General features: G+C 29.4%; 24 protein-coding genes. All 24 read left to right on the forward strand.

Features of this window, described 5'->3' with window-relative positions; genetic code table 11:
* Positions 1-22: 22 nt before the first annotated feature.
* Complete coding sequence (locus TMATH_RS02255; protein WP_013149824.1) at positions 23-1,384, forward strand: radical SAM/SPASM domain-containing protein; 1,362 nt, start codon at positions 23-25, stop codon at positions 1,382-1,384.
* Positions 1,365-2,648: a radical SAM/SPASM domain-containing protein gene (locus TMATH_RS02260; protein WP_013149825.1), complete on the forward strand. Its 1,284-nt coding sequence runs from the start codon at positions 1,365-1,367 to the stop codon at positions 2,646-2,648. The genes TMATH_RS02255 and TMATH_RS02260 overlap by 20 nt, the downstream gene beginning before the upstream one ends.
* A 400-nt stretch (positions 2,649-3,048) precedes the next feature.
* A complete protein-coding gene (locus tag TMATH_RS02265) occupies positions 3,049-4,080 on the forward strand; it encodes an ABC transporter ATP-binding protein (RefSeq protein ID WP_004406012.1) in 1,032 nt (343 codons plus the stop codon).
* A complete protein-coding gene (locus TMATH_RS02270; protein WP_004406014.1) occupies positions 4,043-4,849 on the forward strand; it encodes an ABC transporter permease in 807 nt (268 codons plus the stop codon). The genes TMATH_RS02265 and TMATH_RS02270 overlap by 38 nt, the downstream gene beginning before the upstream one ends.
* A gap of 3 nt (positions 4,850-4,852) precedes the next feature.
* Positions 4,853-5,650, forward strand: coding sequence for an ABC transporter permease (locus TMATH_RS02275; RefSeq protein ID WP_012994520.1), 798 nt, complete (start codon positions 4,853-4,855; stop codon positions 5,648-5,650).
* Between the two features lie 198 nt (positions 5,651-5,848).
* On the forward strand, positions 5,849-6,631 hold the full coding sequence (locus tag TMATH_RS02280) for a helix-turn-helix domain-containing protein (protein WP_012994521.1): 783 nt from the start codon (positions 5,849-5,851) through the stop codon (positions 6,629-6,631).
* A gap of 602 nt (positions 6,632-7,233) precedes the next feature.
* On the forward strand, positions 7,234-7,437 hold the full coding sequence (locus tag TMATH_RS02285) for a hypothetical protein (RefSeq protein WP_012994522.1): 204 nt from the start codon (positions 7,234-7,236) through the stop codon (positions 7,435-7,437).
* A gap of 291 nt (positions 7,438-7,728) precedes the next feature.
* Complete coding sequence (locus TMATH_RS02290; protein WP_013149826.1) at positions 7,729-9,246, forward strand: radical SAM/SPASM domain-containing protein; 1,518 nt, start codon at positions 7,729-7,731, stop codon at positions 9,244-9,246.
* Positions 9,234-10,433, forward strand: a complete 1,200-nt coding sequence (locus tag TMATH_RS02295; protein WP_004402046.1) for an MFS transporter — start codon at positions 9,234-9,236, stop codon at positions 10,431-10,433. The genes TMATH_RS02290 and TMATH_RS02295 overlap by 13 nt, the downstream gene beginning before the upstream one ends.
* The gene (locus TMATH_RS11850) at positions 10,430-10,603 is read left to right on the forward strand and encodes a hypothetical protein (RefSeq protein WP_154653787.1); all 174 of its coding nucleotides are present in this window, start codon (positions 10,430-10,432) and stop codon (positions 10,601-10,603) included. The genes TMATH_RS02295 and TMATH_RS11850 overlap by 4 nt, the downstream gene beginning before the upstream one ends.
* A gap of 160 nt (positions 10,604-10,763) precedes the next feature.
* Positions 10,764-11,045, forward strand: a complete 282-nt coding sequence (locus TMATH_RS02300) for a helix-turn-helix transcriptional regulator (protein WP_013149827.1) — start codon at positions 10,764-10,766, stop codon at positions 11,043-11,045.
* A gap of 395 nt (positions 11,046-11,440) precedes the next feature.
* Positions 11,441-11,650 (forward strand): hypothetical protein, encoded by a 210-nt coding sequence (locus TMATH_RS11855; protein ID WP_028992207.1) that lies wholly within the window; start codon positions 11,441-11,443, stop codon positions 11,648-11,650.
* 241 nt (positions 11,651-11,891) lie between these two features.
* Positions 11,892-12,476: a DUF4879 domain-containing protein gene (locus TMATH_RS02305; RefSeq protein ID WP_012994525.1), complete on the forward strand. Its 585-nt coding sequence runs from the start codon at positions 11,892-11,894 to the stop codon at positions 12,474-12,476.
* A gap of 35 nt (positions 12,477-12,511) precedes the next feature.
* Positions 12,512-12,952, forward strand: coding sequence for a hypothetical protein (locus TMATH_RS02310; protein ID WP_012994526.1), 441 nt, complete (start codon positions 12,512-12,514; stop codon positions 12,950-12,952).
* A 1,033-nt stretch (positions 12,953-13,985) separates the two neighbouring features.
* Positions 13,986-14,183, forward strand: coding sequence for a hypothetical protein (locus TMATH_RS02320; RefSeq protein ID WP_028992206.1), 198 nt, complete (start codon positions 13,986-13,988; stop codon positions 14,181-14,183).
* A 14-nt stretch (positions 14,184-14,197) separates the two neighbouring features.
* Complete coding sequence (locus TMATH_RS02325; protein WP_012994527.1) at positions 14,198-14,911, forward strand: ABC transporter ATP-binding protein; 714 nt, start codon at positions 14,198-14,200, stop codon at positions 14,909-14,911.
* The gene (locus TMATH_RS02330) at positions 14,908-16,500 is read left to right on the forward strand and encodes a putative ABC exporter domain-containing protein (protein WP_012994528.1); all 1,593 of its coding nucleotides are present in this window, start codon (positions 14,908-14,910) and stop codon (positions 16,498-16,500) included. The genes TMATH_RS02325 and TMATH_RS02330 overlap by 4 nt, the downstream gene beginning before the upstream one ends.
* Before the next feature lie 12 nt (positions 16,501-16,512).
* Positions 16,513-17,286: a helix-turn-helix domain-containing protein gene (locus TMATH_RS02335; RefSeq protein ID WP_013149828.1), complete on the forward strand. Its 774-nt coding sequence runs from the start codon at positions 16,513-16,515 to the stop codon at positions 17,284-17,286.
* A gap of 358 nt (positions 17,287-17,644) precedes the next feature.
* A complete protein-coding gene (locus TMATH_RS02340; RefSeq protein ID WP_013149829.1) occupies positions 17,645-18,154 on the forward strand; it encodes a hypothetical protein in 510 nt (169 codons plus the stop codon).
* A complete protein-coding gene (locus TMATH_RS02345) occupies positions 18,145-18,450 on the forward strand; it encodes a hypothetical protein (protein WP_013149830.1) in 306 nt (101 codons plus the stop codon). Before TMATH_RS02340 ends, TMATH_RS02345 begins: the two co-directional genes overlap by 10 nt.
* Positions 18,447-19,076 (forward strand): hypothetical protein, encoded by a 630-nt coding sequence (locus TMATH_RS02350; protein WP_013149831.1) that lies wholly within the window; start codon positions 18,447-18,449, stop codon positions 19,074-19,076. Before TMATH_RS02345 ends, TMATH_RS02350 begins: the two co-directional genes overlap by 4 nt.
* Before the next feature lie 20 nt (positions 19,077-19,096).
* Positions 19,097-19,912, forward strand: a complete 816-nt coding sequence (locus TMATH_RS02355; protein WP_013149832.1) for a hypothetical protein — start codon at positions 19,097-19,099, stop codon at positions 19,910-19,912.
* 19 nt (positions 19,913-19,931) lie between these two features.
* The gene (locus TMATH_RS02360; protein WP_013149833.1) at positions 19,932-20,774 is read left to right on the forward strand and encodes a SagB family peptide dehydrogenase; all 843 of its coding nucleotides are present in this window, start codon (positions 19,932-19,934) and stop codon (positions 20,772-20,774) included.
* Entirely contained in the window at positions 20,771-21,358 is a 588-nt protein-coding gene (locus TMATH_RS02365) for a CPBP family intramembrane glutamic endopeptidase (RefSeq protein WP_013149834.1), read from the forward strand. The genes TMATH_RS02360 and TMATH_RS02365 overlap by 4 nt, the downstream gene beginning before the upstream one ends.
* Positions 21,359-21,360: the final 2 nt, after the last annotated feature.

Here is a 21,360-nt window from a genome sequence, read left to right on the forward strand (position 1 = left end):
TTATATGTGGAGGAGAATTATAATGTTTAAATCAAAGTATATTCATGAGTGTTTTATAAATAGTAAGCTTTTACTTTTTCATACTTTGACATTTAGTTATGAGATTCTAACTGGAGAAGATATTGTTTTGTGGGAAAAAAATAAATTTGATTTTATAAGCAATAAAAAACTAGGAAAGTTAATTTCTAAATTATTTATTGTGGAAGATAAAGGGAGCGATGAAGCTCTTTTAAATAAAGCAATAACTCTTTTAGGAAATAAAGGGAGGTTAAAACCACAATTTTTCATATATGTAACTACCGAATGCAACTTGAATTGTCCTTATTGTTACCAACGTGATTATAAAAGTAAAAATATTACAATTTCTAAAAAGCATGTCGATTCAGTAGTTACCACTATCGATTTACTAAGTAAAAAAGAAAATAAGCATTTAGTCATTTTTGGAGGGGAACCGTTACTACCTCAGAATAAGCAAATAATAGAATATATGTTTGATAGGTTTAAGACTATAGATGCAACTGTTGAAATAGTTACTAACGGGATATACTTAAAACAATATGACGATGTTTTAAGTTCAAATAAACAAATGATAAAAATATTAAGATTTACTTTAAACGGTCCTAAGAAAATTCATAATTTTATAAGAGATAACTCTAATTTTGATACTTTTAGCATAATTACAGATAATATAAGGTATGTCTTGAATAAGTACGATCATATTCAAGTGATAATAAATTTTTTACTTGATAAACTTAATTGTGACTCAATTTCAGATTTATTTAACGAATTAGAAATTAACGATATTTTAGGCAAACAAAATTGTAGGATAGAATTTGGTAGAATACAGTCAAGAAAACATCCAGAAAATAATTTTTATAAAAATGAATTACCTTACACAGAATATTATCCGGTTCTTTTAAGAACAAAACTAAAAGACAAAAGAATAACAGATGAAATGCTGATAGGAAGTGAAGTTAGTATTTTAGGTAAAATTTATAGACAATTTCTTAAAAAAGAAATAGCTATCCCAAATTTGAAGGGATGTAAAGCTATATATCCTGGGGTTTTTGCTTTTTATCCGGATGGCAAAATTTATCCCTGTGATGAAATTGCTGGAGATGTATCTTATGCTATTGGGCAATATTATCCTTACTTTATGTTTTATAAAGAAAAAGAGAACTGGAGTAGTTATTCGGTATTAGACAATGAAAAATGTTTAAAATGTAAATTTATTGGTATGTGTAATGGAGGTTGTTTGGTTTCAAATTTAGCAGTTAATGGAGATATAAACTCTCCGTATTGTCTAGATATAGAGAATTCTTTAAATAACTTTTTGGTTGAATTAGAACTGGAGGGCTTTTTCAATGGACAAGATTATTCTTAATCAGTATCAAAGTTATTATGATATCAGTGAGAAAAAAGGAGCAGTTGTCGATTTTCTTGTTGGAAAAATAAATTACATAAGTAAGACTAGTGCCAATTTAGAAATTTACGAAGAGTTTTCACATTTATATGAGGAGAAAAGCAATATATTACAAAAAAAATTGCAGAGAATAATCAGCAATAGAATAAATTTCACAATAATACCAACATATCTGTGCAACATGAATTGCGAATATTGTTATGAAGGTGATTTGAAACGAATTAAAAAAATTGTGGATATCGATTATGCTGAAGCAATAGTTAAATTATTGAAAGAAATTTTAAAAGATGAAAGAAATAAAGATATAGAATTTAATATATTAGGTGGAGAGCCTATAATGCAAAGAAATATGAAATTTTATGATTACTTATTTAAGAATATACAAAATCTTTCCGTCTCTTATAAATTGAATTTTATAACAAATGGTTTGGAAATAAAAAAATATATTAAAAATTTAAAGAAATACGGAATTACTACATGTCAAATAACATTGGATGGTAGTGTGGAAACACATAATAAGCGTAGGATACCAATTGATACTACTATCAATAGTTTTGAAAGAGTGTGTGAATCAATCGATTGTTTATTAGAAAATAACATCTATACTTATGTTAGAGTTAACATTGATGAACAAAATATAAATGATTTGCCTGAATTATCAGAGGTAGTAATTAGCAAAAAATGGAATAATTTTAAAAATTTCCACATTTACCTATATCCTATTTCCTTTAGTGGTCATAATCCCAATAAAATTTATCTGGAAGAGTGTGAGATACTTAATAAAGTCTTGTCAATTTTCAAAAGTATGCCTCAAAAAAATAGATTATTTGGACTGGATTTCCATGGCATATCATTTATTGATGCTCTAAGAGGTAATGAAACTCCTCCTTTGAAATTTGTTTTTTGCGATGCGTGTAGAAATCAATATGTTTTTGATGCATTAGGTTATATTTATAGTTGCTGGTGGGGAGCTGGTAGAGATGAATTTAAAATAGGCGAAAAATTCGGTAATGAATATGTATTAGATGACAATAGAATAAATAAATGGAGAAACAGAAATATTACTACTATTTCTAATTGTATAAAATGTAAATTTAAGTATATATGTGGGGGAGGATGTAGTTATAAAGCTATACTAAGGAAGGGAGACTTGTTTAAAGGTAATTGTTATTCTTTTGATAAAATTATTGAAAGTTATTTAAGATACTTAAACGATTATCAATAATATTTTCATATCATGCAAAAATTATAGATAAATTCCTAAGAAAATCTGCACATTAATCTATCTGGACAATCGTATACTAGGTTAGTTAAAATAAAAACTAATAGGGGCTAAAATGAAAGGTGGGAGTAAAAAAATATCCAGTAGAATTTAAACGCTTAAAGCAGTAGAAGAAGTTGGTAATACTACTTTGGTTATACAAAAATACGATTTAGACTCTAATACTGCTAATAGAGGAAAAGTGCTTAGCTGTTGGCATGCTTTAGCTAATTACTATGAAATAAAGATAGAGATATAAAAACAAAGAAAGGTAGAAGCCAATCTCTGGTTATTTCTTTTATTCCGGGTTATGCCTAATGGACATGAAATGATAATTATAATTTGAAAAAGTTGGAGGATACAAATGAGAGTTATTGAGGTTAAGAATTTAACAAAAGTTTATTGCGCTTATGAAGGGAAAAGTCTTGGAAGGATTTTTAAAAGACTATGGAGTAGGGAAGGTGTAAAAGAAGTTAAAGCATTAGATAATGTCAGCTTTTCTATTGATTTGGGTGAAAGTGTAGGGCTAATTGGAGTAAATGGGGCTGGAAAATCCACAACCATAAAAATTTTAACAGGGATTTTAGAGCCTACAGAGGGCGTGGTCAGAGTATTTGGCAATATTCCTTCAAAACATAGAATGAAAAACAATTATAGAATTGGGGCAGTATTTGGACAAAGAACCCAGTTAAGATGGGACCTGCCAGCTTATGAGTCTTACGGCTTGTTGAAAGAAATTTATAATGTAGATGATAAAGTTTTTAAAGAAAGGCTTGATTATTTTTCTGAAGTGCTTGATATAAAAAAAATTATGCATAGACCAGTAAGGACATTGAGTTTAGGTGAAAAGATGAGGGCTGAGTTATGCGCTGCTTTTCTACACGGGCCGGAGGTTGTGTTTTTAGATGAGCCTACCATAGGTTTAGATATTTTTAGCAAAGAGGCCTTACTTCATTTTTTAAAAGAAATCAAGGAAGAAAAGAAAGTTACAATTATTCTCACTACCCACGATTTATCTGACATTGAAGAGGTAAGTGATAGAATAATAATTTTGGATAGAGGTAAAATTCTCTTTGATGCTTCAAAAGATGAAGTTTTAAACACATTAGAAGTTGGAAGCCAAATCATCTTTACACTGAAAAACAAAGAAGCAGTAATACCACAAAGTGTAAAAAGTTTGCCTTTTAGTATATCTAAAAACTTTTTAAAGGTCGACAACGTTTCTAAAGATTTAGTGCCTCAAGTGCTTACAGATGTATTTAGTTACAATACTGTGTTAGGAGTAGAAATAAACTATCCTGATTTTAAAGATATTGTAAAACAAATTTATCTTCAAAATAAAGATAGGGGCAGGAAAAATGGAGACAATCTCTACAAAGGCAAGATTGGGTTTTAAATTGATAAAAATAGGTTTTGAAAGCCAATACATTTACAGATTAGGTACCTTTTTTAGTTTTTTATCTGGTCTGCTTTACTTAATTATGCAGTATTTTTTGTGGCAGGCTATATATCATTCCGGCGATATAAAACAGTATAGTTTTAATGATATTATTTTTTATATCTTTTTAGCCCAGATTATAAGTTACGTGTTTCCAACGGATGTAAGTAGTAAAATAGCTTTTCATGTTAGAACAGGAGACATCATTCATTTACTTTTAAAACCAGTTAAAATTGAAACACAGCTATTTTATGAATCTCTGGGCAAAAGTGCATATAGGTTATTAATAAATGGGGGATTCATCTTTATAGTTCTGTTGGTTCTTCTTCCTTATAAATTAGAACTGACAGTTTTAAGATTTTTTCAATTTGCACTTATACTTTTACTGTCATATGTTTTTGTGTTCTTTTTTGAACTGCTGATGGGGATTATAGCTTTTTATACCACCAGTACTTGGGGAATACAAAGCTTTAAATATGTCATAGTGGGAATATTTTCAGGAAGATTGATGCCAATATCTCTCTATCCTCCTGTTTTTAGAAAGATAGTTGATTGGCTTCCTTTTAGAATAATTTATTTTACACCCATAGAGTTTATTATGAATAAAGCCAATTATGATTTTTGTAATGTAGTAAAATATCAAACTGTATCAATTGCTTTATTGCTTTTATTGTATGTTCTTGTCTATAGAAATGCCTTAAAGAAAATAAAGGTACAAGGTGGTTAATATATGAAAAATATGCTTTTGAGGTACATAAAGCTTTATATTCACTTTACAAAGATAAATATAAGCTCTTTTATGGAATACGATGCTGATTTTCTTTTTGGAATTGTTGCCTTGATTTTAAAGAACTTGATAAACCTTTTAATAATCTTTTTTATATTTCACCTTATTGATAATATTAAAGGATGGGACTTCAATCAAATTTTATTTTTATACGGTTTTTCCAGTACAAGTTTTGCAATTTGGCACTGCTTTTTTATAAATACTATTTCACTGCCTTTCTATACGAGGACAGGTTTATTAGATAGTTTTTTATTAAAACCGGTTGATGTCATATTTCAGATAATGGCAGACTCTTTTGATGAAGATGGGATAGGAGATTTAATATTTGGCATAATTGTTCTTACAATTGCCATTGTTAGGCTGAAAATAGTGTCAATAAAATTAATCTTTTTGCCTGTATTACTTCTTTCAGGAAGCTTAATATATGCTTCCTTGGGACTAATATCTTCTTCAATTTCTTTTTTTACAATTGGCGAAACAGGTATATCCAATCTTGTAATGGATTTTTTTGAATTTTCAAAATATCCAATCACAATATACAACGATATCCTCAAAATTGTTTTTACAGTTTTGATTCCAATTGGTTTTACAGCTTTTTATCCCAGTTTGTTTTATATAGCAAATTATAAATATGGTTTGGTGCTAGTATTAATAACTCCTGTAGTTTCGATCCTCTTTTTCTTAATTTCATACAAAGTTTGGAACTTGGCTTTAAGGCATTATTCAAGTACTGGCAATTAAGCAGAAATTTTTCAATTTGACTTTGTTTACAGCCTAAGAGGAGGTTATTCTCCTCAATTTTTATTTCTAATTGTAAAATATTAGGCGGAAAATGCATTTTCATTCCCCCAAATGACACTTTCGTTCCAAATTTCACAAATTTTGCTCTAAATATTGTATAATATTAAAAACGGTTCAATCTTTTTGGGGGTATAAAAAATGAATTTTTTATGTCCACAGGAGGAACTAATTTCTTCATATGAGCGATGTAGGGAAATTGGTATTGACCCTTCAATAACTCTGCCATTGGTGATATTAAATCCAGAAGATTTGCAAAAGAAAATACATAAAAATAAAGAACTCATAGAAGCCTTTCATATGAGTGTAGAAGAGGATTGGGTAAAAGGAGAATATCTATTTTTACTTACTGACGTTGAAGGATACTTATTAGAAACAAAGTGTAGTATAAAAGAAGAAAGATGTATAAAAGATTCTGGGTTTCGCTTAGGGATATCCTTTGAAGAAGAAAGCTGTGGTACAAATGCGATTTCAATGGCAATGCAATTAAAACGAATAGTTTACATAAGACCCCAAGAACACTACTGTGACATATTCAAAAAATGGCACTGCATTGCTTCACCTATAATAGTAGAAGATGGGGAAATAATGGGTTATATTGATATATCAACTATTGATAAAAAAATTGCGGATGAAGTATCAATGGTAAAAAAACTGCTAGCTGAGAAAATAGCAAGTGAATATGAAAAGATAGTAAAAGAAAAAGAGCTAAATGAGATAAAGATAAAATTAAATGACAACCAGATAAAAATACTGGCATTAGAGGCAAAGGGATACAGAGAATTAGACATAGCAGAAGCTCTTGGGATAGGGGTTGTGACTGTGAAATATCACAAAAGAAAGATAGTAGAAAAACTTGGGGTAAAAAATATCAAAGAAGCAGTAGCAAAGGCGATTAAGTTAGGCTTGATAGATGAGGACTAAAATTTGGGGCTATACTTTAGTATAGTTTTTTTGCTTAATTATGTAAACATTAACTGGAAATGTAATAAAAACTATACTAAAATATAGTAGACATTGAGAAAAATGTATATTATAATAGCTGTAGAAAAGTTTGGAAGGCCAAAAAAGATACAACCAATATATGATTTTTGTAGCTCCGGTGGAGCTTATCATATTGGGCAGCAGGAGCAGGGTAGGGTTGAATACTATAATTATTATCAATAAGGATTAATTATTTTAAAAAATCGTTTTAGGAAAGAGACTTGGGATTAATTAACTTGATATTAATAATTAAAGAATAAAGAATTCAGGAATATTTAAGAGTAATTGGAAGTTGTACATATAGGATTTTCTTTCTTATAAGTATTTTGTGGTGTATATATAATAATTCGACAAAAAAGAGGGAATCCTCCATAAAAGATGAAAAATTAAGAGTGATAGAAAAAAGTAAAACTTGGGAATGGCTTAAATTAAGGTTTTTTAAATCATACACAAGTCTAAAATAGAAAATTGAGGGGAGGTGATAACTTTTTGCAATGGGAAATTGCAATAAAGGAGACTGTTTAGAGAAAGGAGGGAGAAAGATGAAAGAAATTACAAAATTATCTAAAATATGGTTAAACATTGAAAAGCCTGTTAAAAAAGGGTTAAAAATAAGTAATGAGTTGACGTTAGAGTCAAATATTAAGAAACTTATTAGAAAAGAAATAGATTCGGAAATTGATATAGTAGAAACTATTCTTGATGTGGGTTGTCATCCTTCTGCACCAAGACGCATGATTAGTTAGAAATATGATTACTTAATACTTACAGTAGCTTTTGATTAAATAATCAAAAGCTACTGTAAGTACGTATCTATTTGTTCGGCATTGAAGTAAAACTCTTTACCCAAAAAATGGAGAATTTGGAGGTATGTGATTATAAATAATGATTGAAGGGCATAAAAATATTTTTGGATTTGTAATTTACCTTCTCAACAGAATTTTTTATTTTTAACCAATATGTTTAAGAAAAGTATACAGTTTTTAATTTTTAGTGTATAAGTTTGAAAAAATTATAAAAAGGAGCTATGGGGTTCTATGAATGCGAAGGTATTATGGGAAAATAGGGAAGTATCATCTTTTTCCAGACTCTATGCACTGTTTTTTATTTTGATAATACTATTCTTTATTTCATTAAAACGTATAATTTATTTGGCTTCTGATATAACAGTCGTTTCATGGATAAATGACATAGTTAGAAAAGAATTTATTTCGGGTGTTGGGCTAAAATTTTTTGTTTTAGGACTTTTACCAGAAATTCCTTACTGGATTAAATTTAAAAGAGAGAAAAATGGTATTGTGATATATAACATTCGAAAGAATTTATTTTACCGTAGTAACAGTCTATTATTGTATTTAATTTTGAAAATGCTTTCTAAGAATTACAGTGTTGAACAAATTGTAGAAATAATTTCGGAAGATAACAAAATATCTTTTTTAAAAGCAAAAGAAAAAGTAGATCATTATTTAACTCAATTGCAGAAAATAATTATTGGAGAGAATAGAGAAGGAAATAATACAAACTATAGTATTGACCACATTTATGAATTTGAATCACCGTTAGTATTATCACTACTATTAACTTATAAGTGTAATTTAAAGTGTAAACACTGTTTGGTTGGGAGTTTAAGACATTACCAAATAAAAGAATTAGAATTAGATGATATAAAAAAATTGGCTGAACAAATGGAGAAATACGAGATCTTCAAAATAATTCTTAATGGTGGCGAACCAACAGTTAGAAAGGATTTTTTTAAAATTTTGGAAATATTTAATAAACACAAAATCCCTATTGAACTAGTTACTAATGGTATAAATTTATCGAAAGAAAAGATTGAGATAATGAATTCTTATCACGTAGTAGGTTATAGTTTATCAATAGAAGGAAGTAATAGCGAGACTCATGATTTTATCAGGGGAGAGGGGACATTTAAAAAGGTTATTTCTTCAATTTCAAATTTAAAAAAATTTTCAATTGCATTTCAAGTGGACGTTGAAGTAATTTACGGAAAACATAATATGATGCAAATAGAAGAAATTGTAAAATTGTTAAGCGATTTGGGAGTTACTTCAGTTAAATTTGCACGCTTGAAACCTTGGGATTGGGGGCAACAATTGTCAAACATTGTACCAAATAAGGAGGAAATAAAGAAAGTTAACGAAAAAATTTGGAATATAGAAGGAAAATATAAAGGCATTAAAATAATGGGAGATGTACCCAAGTCTATTGAAGACCAAAAGGTTCCAGGTTGCAATATAAACGTCGGTTTTGAAATTCAACCTGATGGGAATGTACTTCCATGCCGGATTTTCGAGCAAAGAGTAGATGATAAAATAATTCTAGGCAACATAAAATCACAAGATATTTTTGAAATATGGAATAGTGAGAAAGCAAAAAGGATAAGAAGTTATTCCAAAAGATTAAGCAAAAAATTTCTGTGTACCAAATGTGAATTTGCTCGCTTCTGTTCTACGAATTATTGTATTGCTGAAAACTTCCTAACATTTGGTAAATTTATTCCTTCAGAGGAGGATTTAAATAAATGCAAAATTTAAAAAGGAATGAACGATTTTTCTTGACGGTAACATTGTTTTCAAGTTTTTTTACATCTTTAATGGCACCATTTTGGGTAATATATTTTAATAAAATTAATTTAGATTTTTCACAAATTTCACTCCTCATAATAATAAACCACATAGCGGTCATATTATTCGAAATACCTACGGGTGCTTTTGCTGATACATATAGCCGTAAATTTTCTGTCCTTTTATCTTTATTGATTGGCAGTTTAACTTCTATTGGGATATATTTCAACACCTCTTTTACAGTTTTATTATTTTTATATTTCTTATCAGGAGTTGGAGCAACTCTTAATTCTGGAGCCTTTGAATCTTGGTTTGCTGATTCGTTTCTTTTCGGTCAAAAAGAAATGGACCTGACAAAATACTGGGGACGTCTTACAAGTTTTAACTATTTAGGTAGTACGATAGGATTTTTAGGAGGCAGCGTTTTAGTACGTTATAATATCTTTAGAGAAATCTGGCTAATAGAAGGTATAGGGATTTTTTTGGTTTTTATTTACGTATTTTTAGCGGGCAAAGAAGCTAAATTACAGAAAAAAACGGACGAATACAGTTACAGAGAGTATTTTAATAAAATTGCTAAAGGAACTGTGTATCTATTTAAACACAGGATTTTGCTATCTATTACAGTCGGGTCTTTTTTCTTCTTTTTTTCGTCAGGAATCATGTCAATGTTGTGGCAGCCCTATTTCGAAAGGGCAGGCATACCTGTAGAATTGTTTGGTATTATTTTAGCATTAACGATGGTACTTAGTATTTTTGTGCCCCGTTATGCTGACAGGATAGCTGAAAGATTCGGAGGGGCAGCTCGCACACTAATGATTGTCAGTATTACATCTGCATTGTTTATATTTATGATGTATGCGATTCCCAAGTATTCATTTATACCTTATATTATTTATACAGCAGTATATTCTGCACACACTCCGATTTTTATGTCTTATTTTAATAAGTTAATACCTTCTTCAGAGCGTGCAACGATTATTTCAATATATAGTTTGTTTATTAGTGTTTCTACAATTCTATGTACTTACTCCTTTGGAATCTTAAGTGACAAAAAGGGTCTTTATGCTGCACTTTTCTTATCTTTAATTACAGCTTTAATTTCCAGTATACCTTTTAAAAGGGCAATAGGATTAGAAAAAGAGCTGTGCCTTTGAGTACTTTAGACAATAGAGGAAGAACTGGTGGAAGTCTTGAAAAAAGCAGGACTATTGGGTGGTTTAAATATCTGCCAGAGGGCTTTGAGGTAGTTTTTGACATGAGTAGTAGGTACGCTAGAAAAAATGGATTATTGGTACATATTAATAAAGCGGTACACCGGGTATAAACAGTTTTATGATTTTTACTGCTATAAATCCGTATTTTTAAACAAATGCAGCAAAAGTGTTGTATGAAGCACTTCAAAGAGTAAAGAAGATGAGCGAATTTATTATCATGGTTATGTTGATATATCAACTATTAATAAAAAAATCACAAATGAAGTATCAATGGTAATAAAACTGCTGGCTGAAAAAATAGCAGTTGAATATGAAAAGATATTGAAAGAAAAAGAGATAAATGAGATAAAGATAAAATTAAATGACGACCAGATAAAAATACTGACGTTAGAGGCAAAGGGATACAGAGAATTAGACATAGCAGAAGCTCTGGGAATAGAAGTTGTGACTGTGAAGTATAACAAGAGAAAGATAGTAGAAAAACTTGAAGTAAAAAACATTAAAGAGGCGGTTATAAGAGCAGTTAAGTTAGGTTTAATAGATGTAGATTAAAGTTTGAGACTATACTTTAGTATGATTTTTTTGCTTATTTATGTAAACATTAACTGGAAATGTAATAAAACCTATACTAAAATATAGTAGACATGCCATTAGTTTCATTGTATAATGAAAATAAAAAATAAGTGCAGAAATGTTATTATTGTGCAAAGTTAATTAAAATAATCAGAATTAAAAAACAAAGTATGTATGATATAAAATATATAATAATCAAAACTGACAATTAAATACAAAGAAAATAGTCAGGGATAAGAAAAGACAAAAGAGTAGCTAAAAAATCATAAATATCCTCTGAAAGTCAAATATTAAAAAGTGGCCCAAACTAAATTTAGTGAAAATTATATATAGTAAATATGATTGTAACTTATATATTTTTTGCAGGATTCTTTTTGGAATTTAGAAATTATGCTGCTGTAAAAGACAGTTATTACATTGGCTTTTTATATTGGTTTCTGGCGGCTAACATAATAAGTGAGGTATCTGTATCGATATCCTTTGAAAAACAAGTAGGTACATTAGAACAGTTGCTTCTAAAGCCAGTAATAAAACTGCATTACTTACCAGAGGACTATTTCTATGCCTACAGAAGTAAATGTTGAAAAAATGAATTTTAGAGTGGTGAATGTTATTTCTGTTGGAAAAAGATTATTCCCGAGAAATTCTTTATATGCCGATAACGGGCTGTAACAAGATTTTCGATTTTCATTGACAATTTTAGAACAATATAGTAAAATGGAATTAAATAGAGTTATTGGATGTTATTTAAAGTTAAATGTTTAGGCATAAAAAATTTAATAAAACTTAGGAGTATATGCATTAGATTATGAAAGGAGGGGAGAGATGATGAAAAAGATTGTGATAATAATGTCAATTATAGCGCTTTTTACTTTGGTATTATCGGTTCCTGTTCAGGCTAGAGAGTTAGAAAGGGGAAATGAGAAAAATTCACTTAATTCATCTTTGCTAATAAAATCTCCAATGAGGATTGATGAAAAAGTTTGTGAATATTTAAAAACAGTTAAGGAAAATTATGAAGAAGAAATTTTGGAATCGAAGACAGTTCAGTCTTTCGCGGCAGCTCCGCCATTAACATATTTACAGGTATATGCTGTAATTTCTTCTCAACATCCAACATATGAATATTTTTCGGAAAATCAACTTTCTTCCGTTGAAGATCATGGAGGAGATGAGATGTATATAGTAACAATTGAAATAGGATATGGACATCTGCGCTTTGCAAAAATGAATGGAAGTCTTTTGAATTCCGTTCAATCGCAACCAATTGATTTAGATAACGATTCAATTATAGATGGTTGGTTTTATTGGTGGGATGCTAGTGGCTATGATAGTGGTGATTTTACTTACCAGAATACTTCTTCAAACTATCCATGGAATACAATGTCCGATTTTATACATATAAAATAAAACGATTAAATAATTTATTTAGGGAAGTGATAGAAATGATGATAATGCCTTTATGTTATCAACAGCAGATTCGATATGACGGTGAAATTACTAAACATGATAAGAGACAAGAAATTTCTAATACATTTGTGATAAAAAATAATGATAAAGCAAATAATTCTTCAGATATTTGGAAGGAGTTATCGGGTAAATATAACATTAGAAATGCTTCTTTTAGTGATATTAAGAATATTTCTTATGAGCTGTATAAAGCAGGACAGATTTCCCTATTGGATTACGGAATTTTAACTTTTGACCCAAGTGAATCGCCTCAAAGAATAAAACCAAATATTTTCCTGACGCAGTTCGATAGTAATGGTAGAATGGATTGGATTGCTGAATATGAGGCAAGAGTAAATAGAGATTTAAAAATAGGAAATACAACTGGTTATTTAAATAATAAACGCATACTAAATATTTTAAAGCGGCTTTTATGAAAACTATCTTATTGTTAAGTAAAAGTAAAGCAGCAAAGTTTCTAATCCTTTGCTGCTTTTTTAGGCTGCTGCTAACCTCTTGGGTTAGTATTCTCCGAGCCGGCAAATGCAGCGTTAGCCTAGTAATAATGAGAGGATAGTAGAGAAAAGTGAAGATAAGAGAAATATAAGAAAGACATTAAATAGGTAGAATTTCATGTATTGAAAGGTTAGAATATGTAAAAAGTAACCAGAATTTGCAGCAAAGATTTTTGGAGTTAGGGTTGTGTTAATAGTAGGGGGACTAACCTGTGTTTTTTGAGGACGGTTTTTCTGCCTAGACTAATCCGGGCAGAGAAACCGTCCCTTTTATGCATGTCTAGGGAATAGATTATTCAAAAGTATAGTAGACTTTAACAGTAAAAACAAGTAAATTAAAGGGGAGGATATAGTGAAAATGCGAAAAAGAGTAGTTGAATATTTGTTTAAGTGGGATTGTATATTTCCAGTTATAACCTTTATTATAAATGTTTCGCACACAAATATTTACCTAAGAGTATACCTCTTCAGAGAGATGCTTTTGGGAATATAAATTATGCTGCATCTAAGTTGGAATTTATATTTTTTATGCCTATATTGCAGTTGTTTTCTTATATTGTAATGAGATATCCTCAAGCAAAAGGTAAAAAGAAAATTTTTCATGGGACATATGATATTACGGTAGGGGCTATACTTTTATTTTTTAATATTTTTCTATTGTATGTTTTTATGCGAAAATAATGAGCTTTTTGATTATAAATAGTTAGAAGTATGAAGAGGCAAGCTGATAATGATTTGTTAAAAGCATGTAAAATTTTGATATGACTTGGAAATAAAAGAAGGATTTTGGGGAAATTTGTAGAATTTATAATATTGTGTTAAAAATTTCTTGTCTAATAACTTTTACGATGGAGGTAAGTCTCTTGATATATTTTATTGTTGCGATATTTTATCATATGTTTATTGAAGCTTTTTGTTAATAATTCTTGCAGGCTGTTCACAGAATGCAGAATCTATGGAGATTGATAAGATTCCGTGGGGAGATTATCAGAGATTAACGTATGATATTTTTGAAAATGATAAGCCAATCGGTACAGTTGAATTTACAATTGAAAAATCTCAGAGTACAGAAACTTATGAGATATCGTCTATCACAAAGATTGACTCAACACAACTGAATACTGTTACCACAACAGTTAAAAATTCACACTAAAATGGAGGGTTACGATGAATAGCGTATTGTCTATTAAAAATTTAAAAAAGTATTACGGCAAAATAAAAGCGGTTGATGGCATTACTTTTGAACTTTATCCCGGTGAAGTCGTGGGTCTTATTGGTCCAAACGGGGCAGGTAAAAGTACTACTTTAAAGACTATAATGGGACTTTTGAGGAAGACAGAGGGAGAGATAAAGGTATGCGGTTATGACTATAAAGACAAAGAGGCGCGAAAAAAGCTTTCCTACATACCTGAAATTCCTGACATATACCCAATGCTTACAGTTTGGGAGCATATGAAGTTTATTGCTCTTGCTTACAACCTTGACAATTGGGAAAAAGAGGCTTTGAGATATCTTGAAGCCTATGACCTTTTGGATAAAAAAGATGAATTAGGGGCAAATCTGTCAAAAGGCATGAGGCAAAAGGTGATGGTTATTTGCGGCCTTTTGTACAAACCTGAGGTAATGCTTTTTGATGAACCCTTTGTAGGGCTTGACCCTAAGGCGATTAGAGAGCTTAAAGATACCATACGCGAACTTAAAAAAGAAGGCAAATCTGTTCTTTTGAGTACACACATGCTAGATTCAGTTCAAAATCTTGGAGACAGAGTGCTTATTTTAAAAGCGGGAAAGCTCATCTATGAAGGTACTCTTGAAGAGGTTATGGAAAAAGCAGGACCTAATGGCACATTAGAAGACCTCTTTTTGGAGGTGACAAAATGACAGAAATAAAGGCTTTGCTTACATTGGACTTATTAAGATTTAAAAATTTTGTGAAGGATATAATCAAAAACCCCAAAAGAATATTTATATATCTTCTTCAATTTATCTGGTATGTATTCATTTTAATACCCGTGATAACAAACAGGGGAAAGACATTCAATGAAATAAGTACGATAAAATTTGAAGTTTTTAATGCAGTTTTGATAGCGGTCATGCTTTTGGGAGTTTTTGCTTCTTTATTTACCTCCTTAAGACAGCCGGGAATTATATTGAGCCCAGGAGATACAGCTTTTTTGTTGTCTTCCCCGATAAGAGAAAGAATGATATTTTTCTGGTACATGGTAAGGAGCATTTTTAAAAATTTATTTATTGCTGTTCTATTTATCATATATCTGCCTTTTTTAAGTGTTACAATGGAAATTTTCAAATATTCACAGAACTTAATTTGGGGATACCTCGGAGTATTTACTTTTTATCTTGCACTTAGTCCTTTAAGCTTTTTATTTTACTCCATTTCAATGAAGTTTAATGCAAAAGAGATAATAAAATACATTTTATGGAGTGTATTAGTCTTGCTTCTCGGTTCTGCAGTGTATTTTGCCTATAAAGAGCAAAACATTTATAGTTTTATTGAATATTTTGACTTAAAAGGATGGGATTATGTTCCTATTATAGGACCTTCAAAAGGACTTATACTTTCATATTTTACTGGTAATTCTCACAACGCAATAATACAGATAATTTTACAACTTGTAACAATAGTTTTGCTTGTATTTATAGGACTTTATTTTGCGACGGACTATTATGAGGAAGTTGTCACTTACAATGAAAAGATAAGAAAGATAAGAGAAAAGGCCGATAAAGGTGACTTGTCAGGTACGGAAGAAAATATAAAAAAGAAAAAAAGAAAAGTAGAAGTGAAATTTTCACCAAAAGGTCCATGGGCTTTTATATGGCTTAAAATGGTAGAAAATAAAAGACAGATAGGCTCTATATATTTTAATTTTTATAACCTCTTTTTGCTTGTAATTTCAATTGCTTTTGGATATTTTCTTCCTAAAAATGATAGCACTATAATATTTGTTTTGGCTTTTATGTACGCTTATATGGGTTGGCTTTTGAGTATGGTCTCAGCAATAGGGGCAGAATTAAATAGAATGTACATTTACATAATTCCGGGAGAAGGCATAGAAAAGCTTATTGCAGTAAACTTTGTACCTCTTTTAAAATCGTTTATAACAGCGATACTTCTTATAGTACCTGCTTCAATTTTTATAAAACCCGGCTTGCTTAATACTATTGCAGCTATACTGTTTATAATAAGTCTTTCGGTTTTACAGAATTTTTCCTACGCTTTTTTGCTTACTTTTATGCCATCAAAAGAAGACATTAAAATAGCAATACCTTTTTTTAGGTTGTTTGGATTATTATTTGTGCTTATACCTGTAGGATTAGTTTCCATTCCTTTGGGTATTGCGACAAAAAGTATGGGAATAGGCATTTTATCAGCTTCTATAATAATGCTTTTAGAAGCGGGAATGTTTTTGCTCTTTGCAAATTATATATTTGAGAGGTTGGAGCTGAAGTGAGGGAAAATTTTGATGGGAGATATAAAGTCTAATGAAATACTTTTTTCTTATAAAAAGTGTCTGGAAATAGGACTTACAAAATCGATAGTTACTCCATTAATATCTTTAGAAGAAGAGGAATTGAAAAGGAAATTACAAGAGAATAAAAAACTCATAGAAGTTTTTAGAAAATGTGTTAATAAGGTACGTGCACAATTGAAGAAAAGATATATTTTCTTGCTGGTAGATAGTGAAGGATACCTTTTAGATGTTTTATGTAATAGAAAAATATACAAGGATATTACTGACTTAGGTATTAAGAGAGGAACCTCTTTTAAGGAGGAAAGCTGTGGGACAAATGCCATTTCATTGGCTATGAAATTAAAGCAGCCAATTTACTTAAAACCGGAAGAGCATTATTGTGATATTTTCAAACAATGGTACTGTATAGCCACGCCTTTTCACATAGATAATCAGATAGTAGGCTATTTGGATATATCAATAATAGAACATAATATGGCAGATGAAATGATGGGATTTATAGATTTATTAGTATATAAAATTGCCAACGAATATAAAAGAGAAATGGATTTAGAATCACAAGAAGACCTTGAAAAATTGACAGATAAACAGATTGAAATAATAAAAAAGTGTGCAAAAGGATACACAGAATTAGCCATATCGATGGAACTCGGACTAAAACCAGCTACGGTAAAGTATCATAAAAAAGAAATTATTAAAAAATTGCGAGTAAAGAACTTTCAACAAGCTATTGCAAAAGCCATTAGGCTTAATTTGATAAATTAAATTTGGACTATACTTTTGTATAGTTTTTTTATTTTTTCGCCAAAACTATACAAAGATATAGTAGACATTGGAAAAAGTGTATTATAAAATAAAAATAAAAAAAGGACTTCAATCTATTAAAGATTTATCCTTATAAGTACATAATTAACAGACTTTAATATTAGTTCAGTGAAATAAGTAAAGAAAAATTCTGTTAGAAGGTAAATATTCTTTTGAGAAAAAGGTTAAATATTATCATAAATAAAAATTATAATTGCTCAATTTTACTTTTCCTAGGATTTTTCTATTTTGTTTTTGAGTTTCTCTATATAATAAAAATTCACTTATGAGGTAGAAAAGAAAAGGGGAGAGATAAAAGGTGGATGTAAATTTAAGAGATGGAATAAAATTTGAAAATTTAATTTACTTTGAGAAAGAAGTAGTAAATCCGATAAGCATACAGCAGGAAGTACGTAAATTAATAGATAGGTTAAAGGATGGAGGGATATTTTATAAAAATAGACTAATAACAAAAGTAATAGAGAAAGATATCACAAAAAAGACGGTAACAATGAGGATAATGATAGAAGTAGAAATAAGTGAAGGCTCTGGTATATACAATTTTTTGAAAAATTATCCGCAATATAGATATTTAGAAGATTTTTCTATCGGGAAAAGTTATTCAATATCTATTTCGAATGATGTAGAAGAATTTAAGAACGCAATAAGTCTGCTTATTAGCAAAATTGACAGCGATGTAAAAGATATAAATAATTACGATTTATCAAAGAATAACATAATTGAGATTGCTCGTATTGATTATGACGGAAATGTGATAGGATTTGACTTGTTTCTGGAGATAGATGGAGGGGAAATAAAATGGGAGTAATGTTAAATTTAAATAAAAAGATGAAATTTATAAAATGTAACAGGTATCAGTATTTAGTAAAAAGAGGTAGTATTTCAAATTACTCCTTTGAAATAATAGATGAGGATAAGAGTGGTATTTTAGAGGTGCTGTTTCAACAAGTTACATATCCAGTGGGAATAGAGAATTTAAAACAAATTATATTGGAAAAATGTAAATTTATTGATGAGAAAACTATTGAAGATTTTTTAAATAAGTTGCTAGAAATAGAAGTTATAATATCAAATTTAGAGCAAGAGAAAAAAATATTTGTTTGATAATCTCTAAGGAGGATGGGATAAAGATAAGGAATAAATTTAAGGATGTTAGAGATGAGAACTATAATATAACATATTTAACCGTTATTGCTCCACTTAATGTTATAACTAGAGAGGGAGAAACGGAATATTTAGGAGAAGAAAAACTATTAGATATCATTAAGCAGCATGATTGTGTGCTGGTTATTCAAAAATACTTTAATCCAAACCTGTTTTACAAGATAAACAGGCTTTGTGTAGATTTAGAGAAAAAATTTGTTATATCTTATTTGGACGGTGATGAAGGACTAATTATTCCTATTATGGACATAAATCGAGCAGGATGTTATAACGATTTTGAATTGCTAAGGGAGTCATCATTTTATAATTTACTAGACTATCAAATTATGAAAGAAAGTTACATAAAGGAAAACAATGTTCTAATAGCAAGTGACAATTTATATTTTAATACGTTACTAAATCTAACTATGTTAATTTTGGATAAATATTTGAAATGCACGTATATAAACAACTATGCATATTCGGTTGACTTTGAAAGAATGGTTATTACTAAGATAAGATTGTTTAGGTTTCCAAAGTGCCCTAGTTGTCAGGGAGATAAAAATTTGACACATCCTTTTATATAATATTAAGGAAGTGAAGCTAAATGAAGGAAAAGTCAATAAAAATGTTATTTGATGAAAATAATAAAGAATTTACAGAGGAAGAACTAGCGGTTTTCAAGCGATACTTGGAAGAAAACAATGTGTTTACAGATAATAACTTTGAGTTTTTTGAAGAGAATCTCAATTATTATGCATCAAGGTATACAAATGAATTCTATTTTTCACCTGCCGAGTTATTTCATGCAAATTCAAATTTTTTGTCTTCAGAAGAAATGATTAGGAATATAGAATTATATCATAAATCGGTGGAATGGTATAATAAAACAGTACATCCAGAAGATTCTGAATGGGTTGTAAAAGGAGAAAAATATGTGTATGTGAGTGACCTAGAAAGTAAATTGAAAGAATTGATATATTATCTGAACAAATATCCGAAGGTTGATTATCATTGTTTGGATATACTATTTTATTTTAAAGAAAGTATTTATAAGTATTTGCCACAGAAAAATTTTACTTTTAGGTGGAAGGAAAATGCTAAAGATTTAATACAAAAACTACTCAAACATAATTTCTATCAAATTCATCAAATAAAGTCTGTTAATATTATCCAGGAAAGTTTGCAAGATATAATTATAATTTTTCCTATATTTATTCCAATAAGGGTTATGCTGTTTCTGGGGGAATATGGATATAGGAGTGCCATAATAAATTACGGGGCAATAATAGAAAGGTTTAAAAATTACGGAAAGTGTAAAGAAATTTTGGATGTTAACATGTTTGAGAATCATAGCGTGAATAACCTTTTAGGTTTAGATGGTATTGAAAAAAGCATATTTAATATACTTATATGCAGATAAAAGGAGGGAGAAGGAATAAGTGGATGGTGTGAGGCTAAAATATTACAATAAGAAAATCCAACAATTAAAGGAATTACTAGCAAACTGCTCGGATTTAGAACAGGTTAGTATATTACATGAGATAATAGACGATACACCATATAAAACTAAAAACTACATGAAATACATGCATAAGGGATATTATATCAAGCATAACAAGGAAGAGCTTATAGATAATTCTTTAAAACAGATTAAACTACAAGTGAATGATTTTCCTTCCAAAAATATAGTTGAAATCATAAAAAATAGATATTCAGTTCGTGATTATGAAAATAGAGAGGTTAGTTTTGAAGCTTTTAGTCAAATTATACATTATAGTTTCGGTGTCAAACACGTTGCAGAAGGAGTCTACGATAGGAAGAGTTATCTATTTAAATATACAAATAGCCAAGGTGGACTAAATTATTTAGATCTATACATTATAGTAAATAATGTTGAAGGTGTCGAGCAAGGACTGTATTACTACGATTTTATAGGAAATAAGATATGTCAAATAGATAATGGAAATATGAGAGGAATTATAAAAGAAATTCATTTCCAAAACGAATTTACTGCTTACAGTAGTTTTTTATGCATAGTAGTTGCAGATCTTAGAAGAGTTGTTCCTAAATATTACAAAAGAGCATATAGATTTGCACATGTAGATGCTGGTATACTACTAGCTTATTTGCAGTTGCTTGCGGAAAATAATGGTATATCTTCATGTATTGTAGCAGGTTTTTTAGAGCATAAGATAGAAACTCTCCTAAACCTATCAAAAGATGAATACCCGATTGCAACCATAGGTTTTGGGTATAAATCAAGGAGTTTCGATGTGGTATGAATATTTTAAAAGAATTGTTAATTTACTTAGTAACATTTTTTATTCTACTAACAAAGGTTTTGAAATGGGATAAAAATATCGCATTAAAGTTATATATTTCATTACTTATTTTGGCTGCTTGGATAAATGTATTGTATGCATATAATAGTAATATACAATTTACAGGCACACTTAGTATAACTATATTATTAGTGGTAAGTATAACTTCGTTAGTATATTATGTTTTAGATTTCATGTTGATAAATATAATTAAAAGTGACGTTCTCATACTAGATATCGCATATTATTTTAAAGGTAGAGTTAAGATGTTAGAATTTTTAACATCCGTAATTATCGGTATACTGGAAGAATTGGTATTTAGACTCTATTTAATAGAAAGTTCCATTAAAATGGAATTTTTATTGTTAATACTAAGCAGTATGTGTTTTGGTATGGTGCATATTTTTTTCTCGAAGTATGATGTGCTGTCTAAAATGGTTATGGGATTGGTACTTGGTTATATATTTATACAAACTCACAACATATTGTATCCAATTACTTTTCATATGATTTATAATTGGTTTGCATTAAAAAAGAAAGGGTGAAG

The organism is Thermoanaerobacter mathranii subsp. mathranii str. A3, from assembly GCF_000092965.1.
In the GTDB taxonomy this organism is placed as follows: domain Bacteria; phylum Bacillota; class Thermoanaerobacteria; order Thermoanaerobacterales; family Thermoanaerobacteraceae; genus Thermoanaerobacter; species Thermoanaerobacter thermocopriae.

Excerpts from the sequence above, each read along its gene's own strand:
- TMATH_RS02280 (WP_012994521.1), top strand. The coding sequence starts at position 5,849 with ATGAATTTTTTATGTCCACAGGAGGAACTAATTTCTTCATATGAGCGA.
- TMATH_RS02345 (WP_013149830.1), top strand. The coding sequence starts at position 18,145 with ATGGGAGTAATGTTAAATTTAAATAAAAAGATGAAATTTATAAAATGT.
- TMATH_RS02255 (WP_013149824.1), top strand. The coding sequence starts at position 23 with ATGTTTAAATCAAAGTATATTCATGAGTGTTTTATAAATAGTAAGCTT.
- TMATH_RS02275 (WP_012994520.1), top strand. The coding sequence starts at position 4,853 with ATGAAAAATATGCTTTTGAGGTACATAAAGCTTTATATTCACTTTACA.
- TMATH_RS02325 (WP_012994527.1), top strand. The coding sequence starts at position 14,198 with ATGAATAGCGTATTGTCTATTAAAAATTTAAAAAAGTATTACGGCAAA.
- TMATH_RS02300 (WP_013149827.1), top strand. The coding sequence starts at position 10,764 with ATGGTAATAAAACTGCTGGCTGAAAAAATAGCAGTTGAATATGAAAAG.
- TMATH_RS02290 (WP_013149826.1), top strand. The coding sequence starts at position 7,729 with ATGAATGCGAAGGTATTATGGGAAAATAGGGAAGTATCATCTTTTTCC.
- TMATH_RS02305 (WP_012994525.1), top strand. The coding sequence starts at position 11,892 with ATGATGAAAAAGATTGTGATAATAATGTCAATTATAGCGCTTTTTACT.
- TMATH_RS02260 (WP_013149825.1), top strand. The coding sequence starts at position 1,365 with ATGGACAAGATTATTCTTAATCAGTATCAAAGTTATTATGATATCAGT.
- TMATH_RS02295 (WP_004402046.1), top strand. The coding sequence starts at position 9,234 with ATGCAAAATTTAAAAAGGAATGAACGATTTTTCTTGACGGTAACATTG.
- TMATH_RS02265 (WP_004406012.1), top strand. The coding sequence starts at position 3,049 with ATGAGAGTTATTGAGGTTAAGAATTTAACAAAAGTTTATTGCGCTTAT.
- TMATH_RS02310 (WP_012994526.1), top strand. The coding sequence starts at position 12,512 with ATGATGATAATGCCTTTATGTTATCAACAGCAGATTCGATATGACGGT.
- TMATH_RS02355 (WP_013149832.1), top strand. The coding sequence starts at position 19,097 with ATGAAGGAAAAGTCAATAAAAATGTTATTTGATGAAAATAATAAAGAA.
- TMATH_RS02270 (WP_004406014.1), top strand. The coding sequence starts at position 4,043 with ATGGAGACAATCTCTACAAAGGCAAGATTGGGTTTTAAATTGATAAAA.
- TMATH_RS02330 (WP_012994528.1), top strand. The coding sequence starts at position 14,908 with ATGACAGAAATAAAGGCTTTGCTTACATTGGACTTATTAAGATTTAAA.
- TMATH_RS02285 (WP_012994522.1), top strand. The coding sequence starts at position 7,234 with ATGAAAGAAATTACAAAATTATCTAAAATATGGTTAAACATTGAAAAG.
- TMATH_RS02320 (WP_028992206.1), top strand. The coding sequence starts at position 13,986 with ATGGAGATTGATAAGATTCCGTGGGGAGATTATCAGAGATTAACGTAT.
- TMATH_RS02365 (WP_013149834.1), top strand. The coding sequence starts at position 20,771 with ATGAATATTTTAAAAGAATTGTTAATTTACTTAGTAACATTTTTTATT.
- TMATH_RS02335 (WP_013149828.1), top strand. The coding sequence starts at position 16,513 with ATGGGAGATATAAAGTCTAATGAAATACTTTTTTCTTATAAAAAGTGT.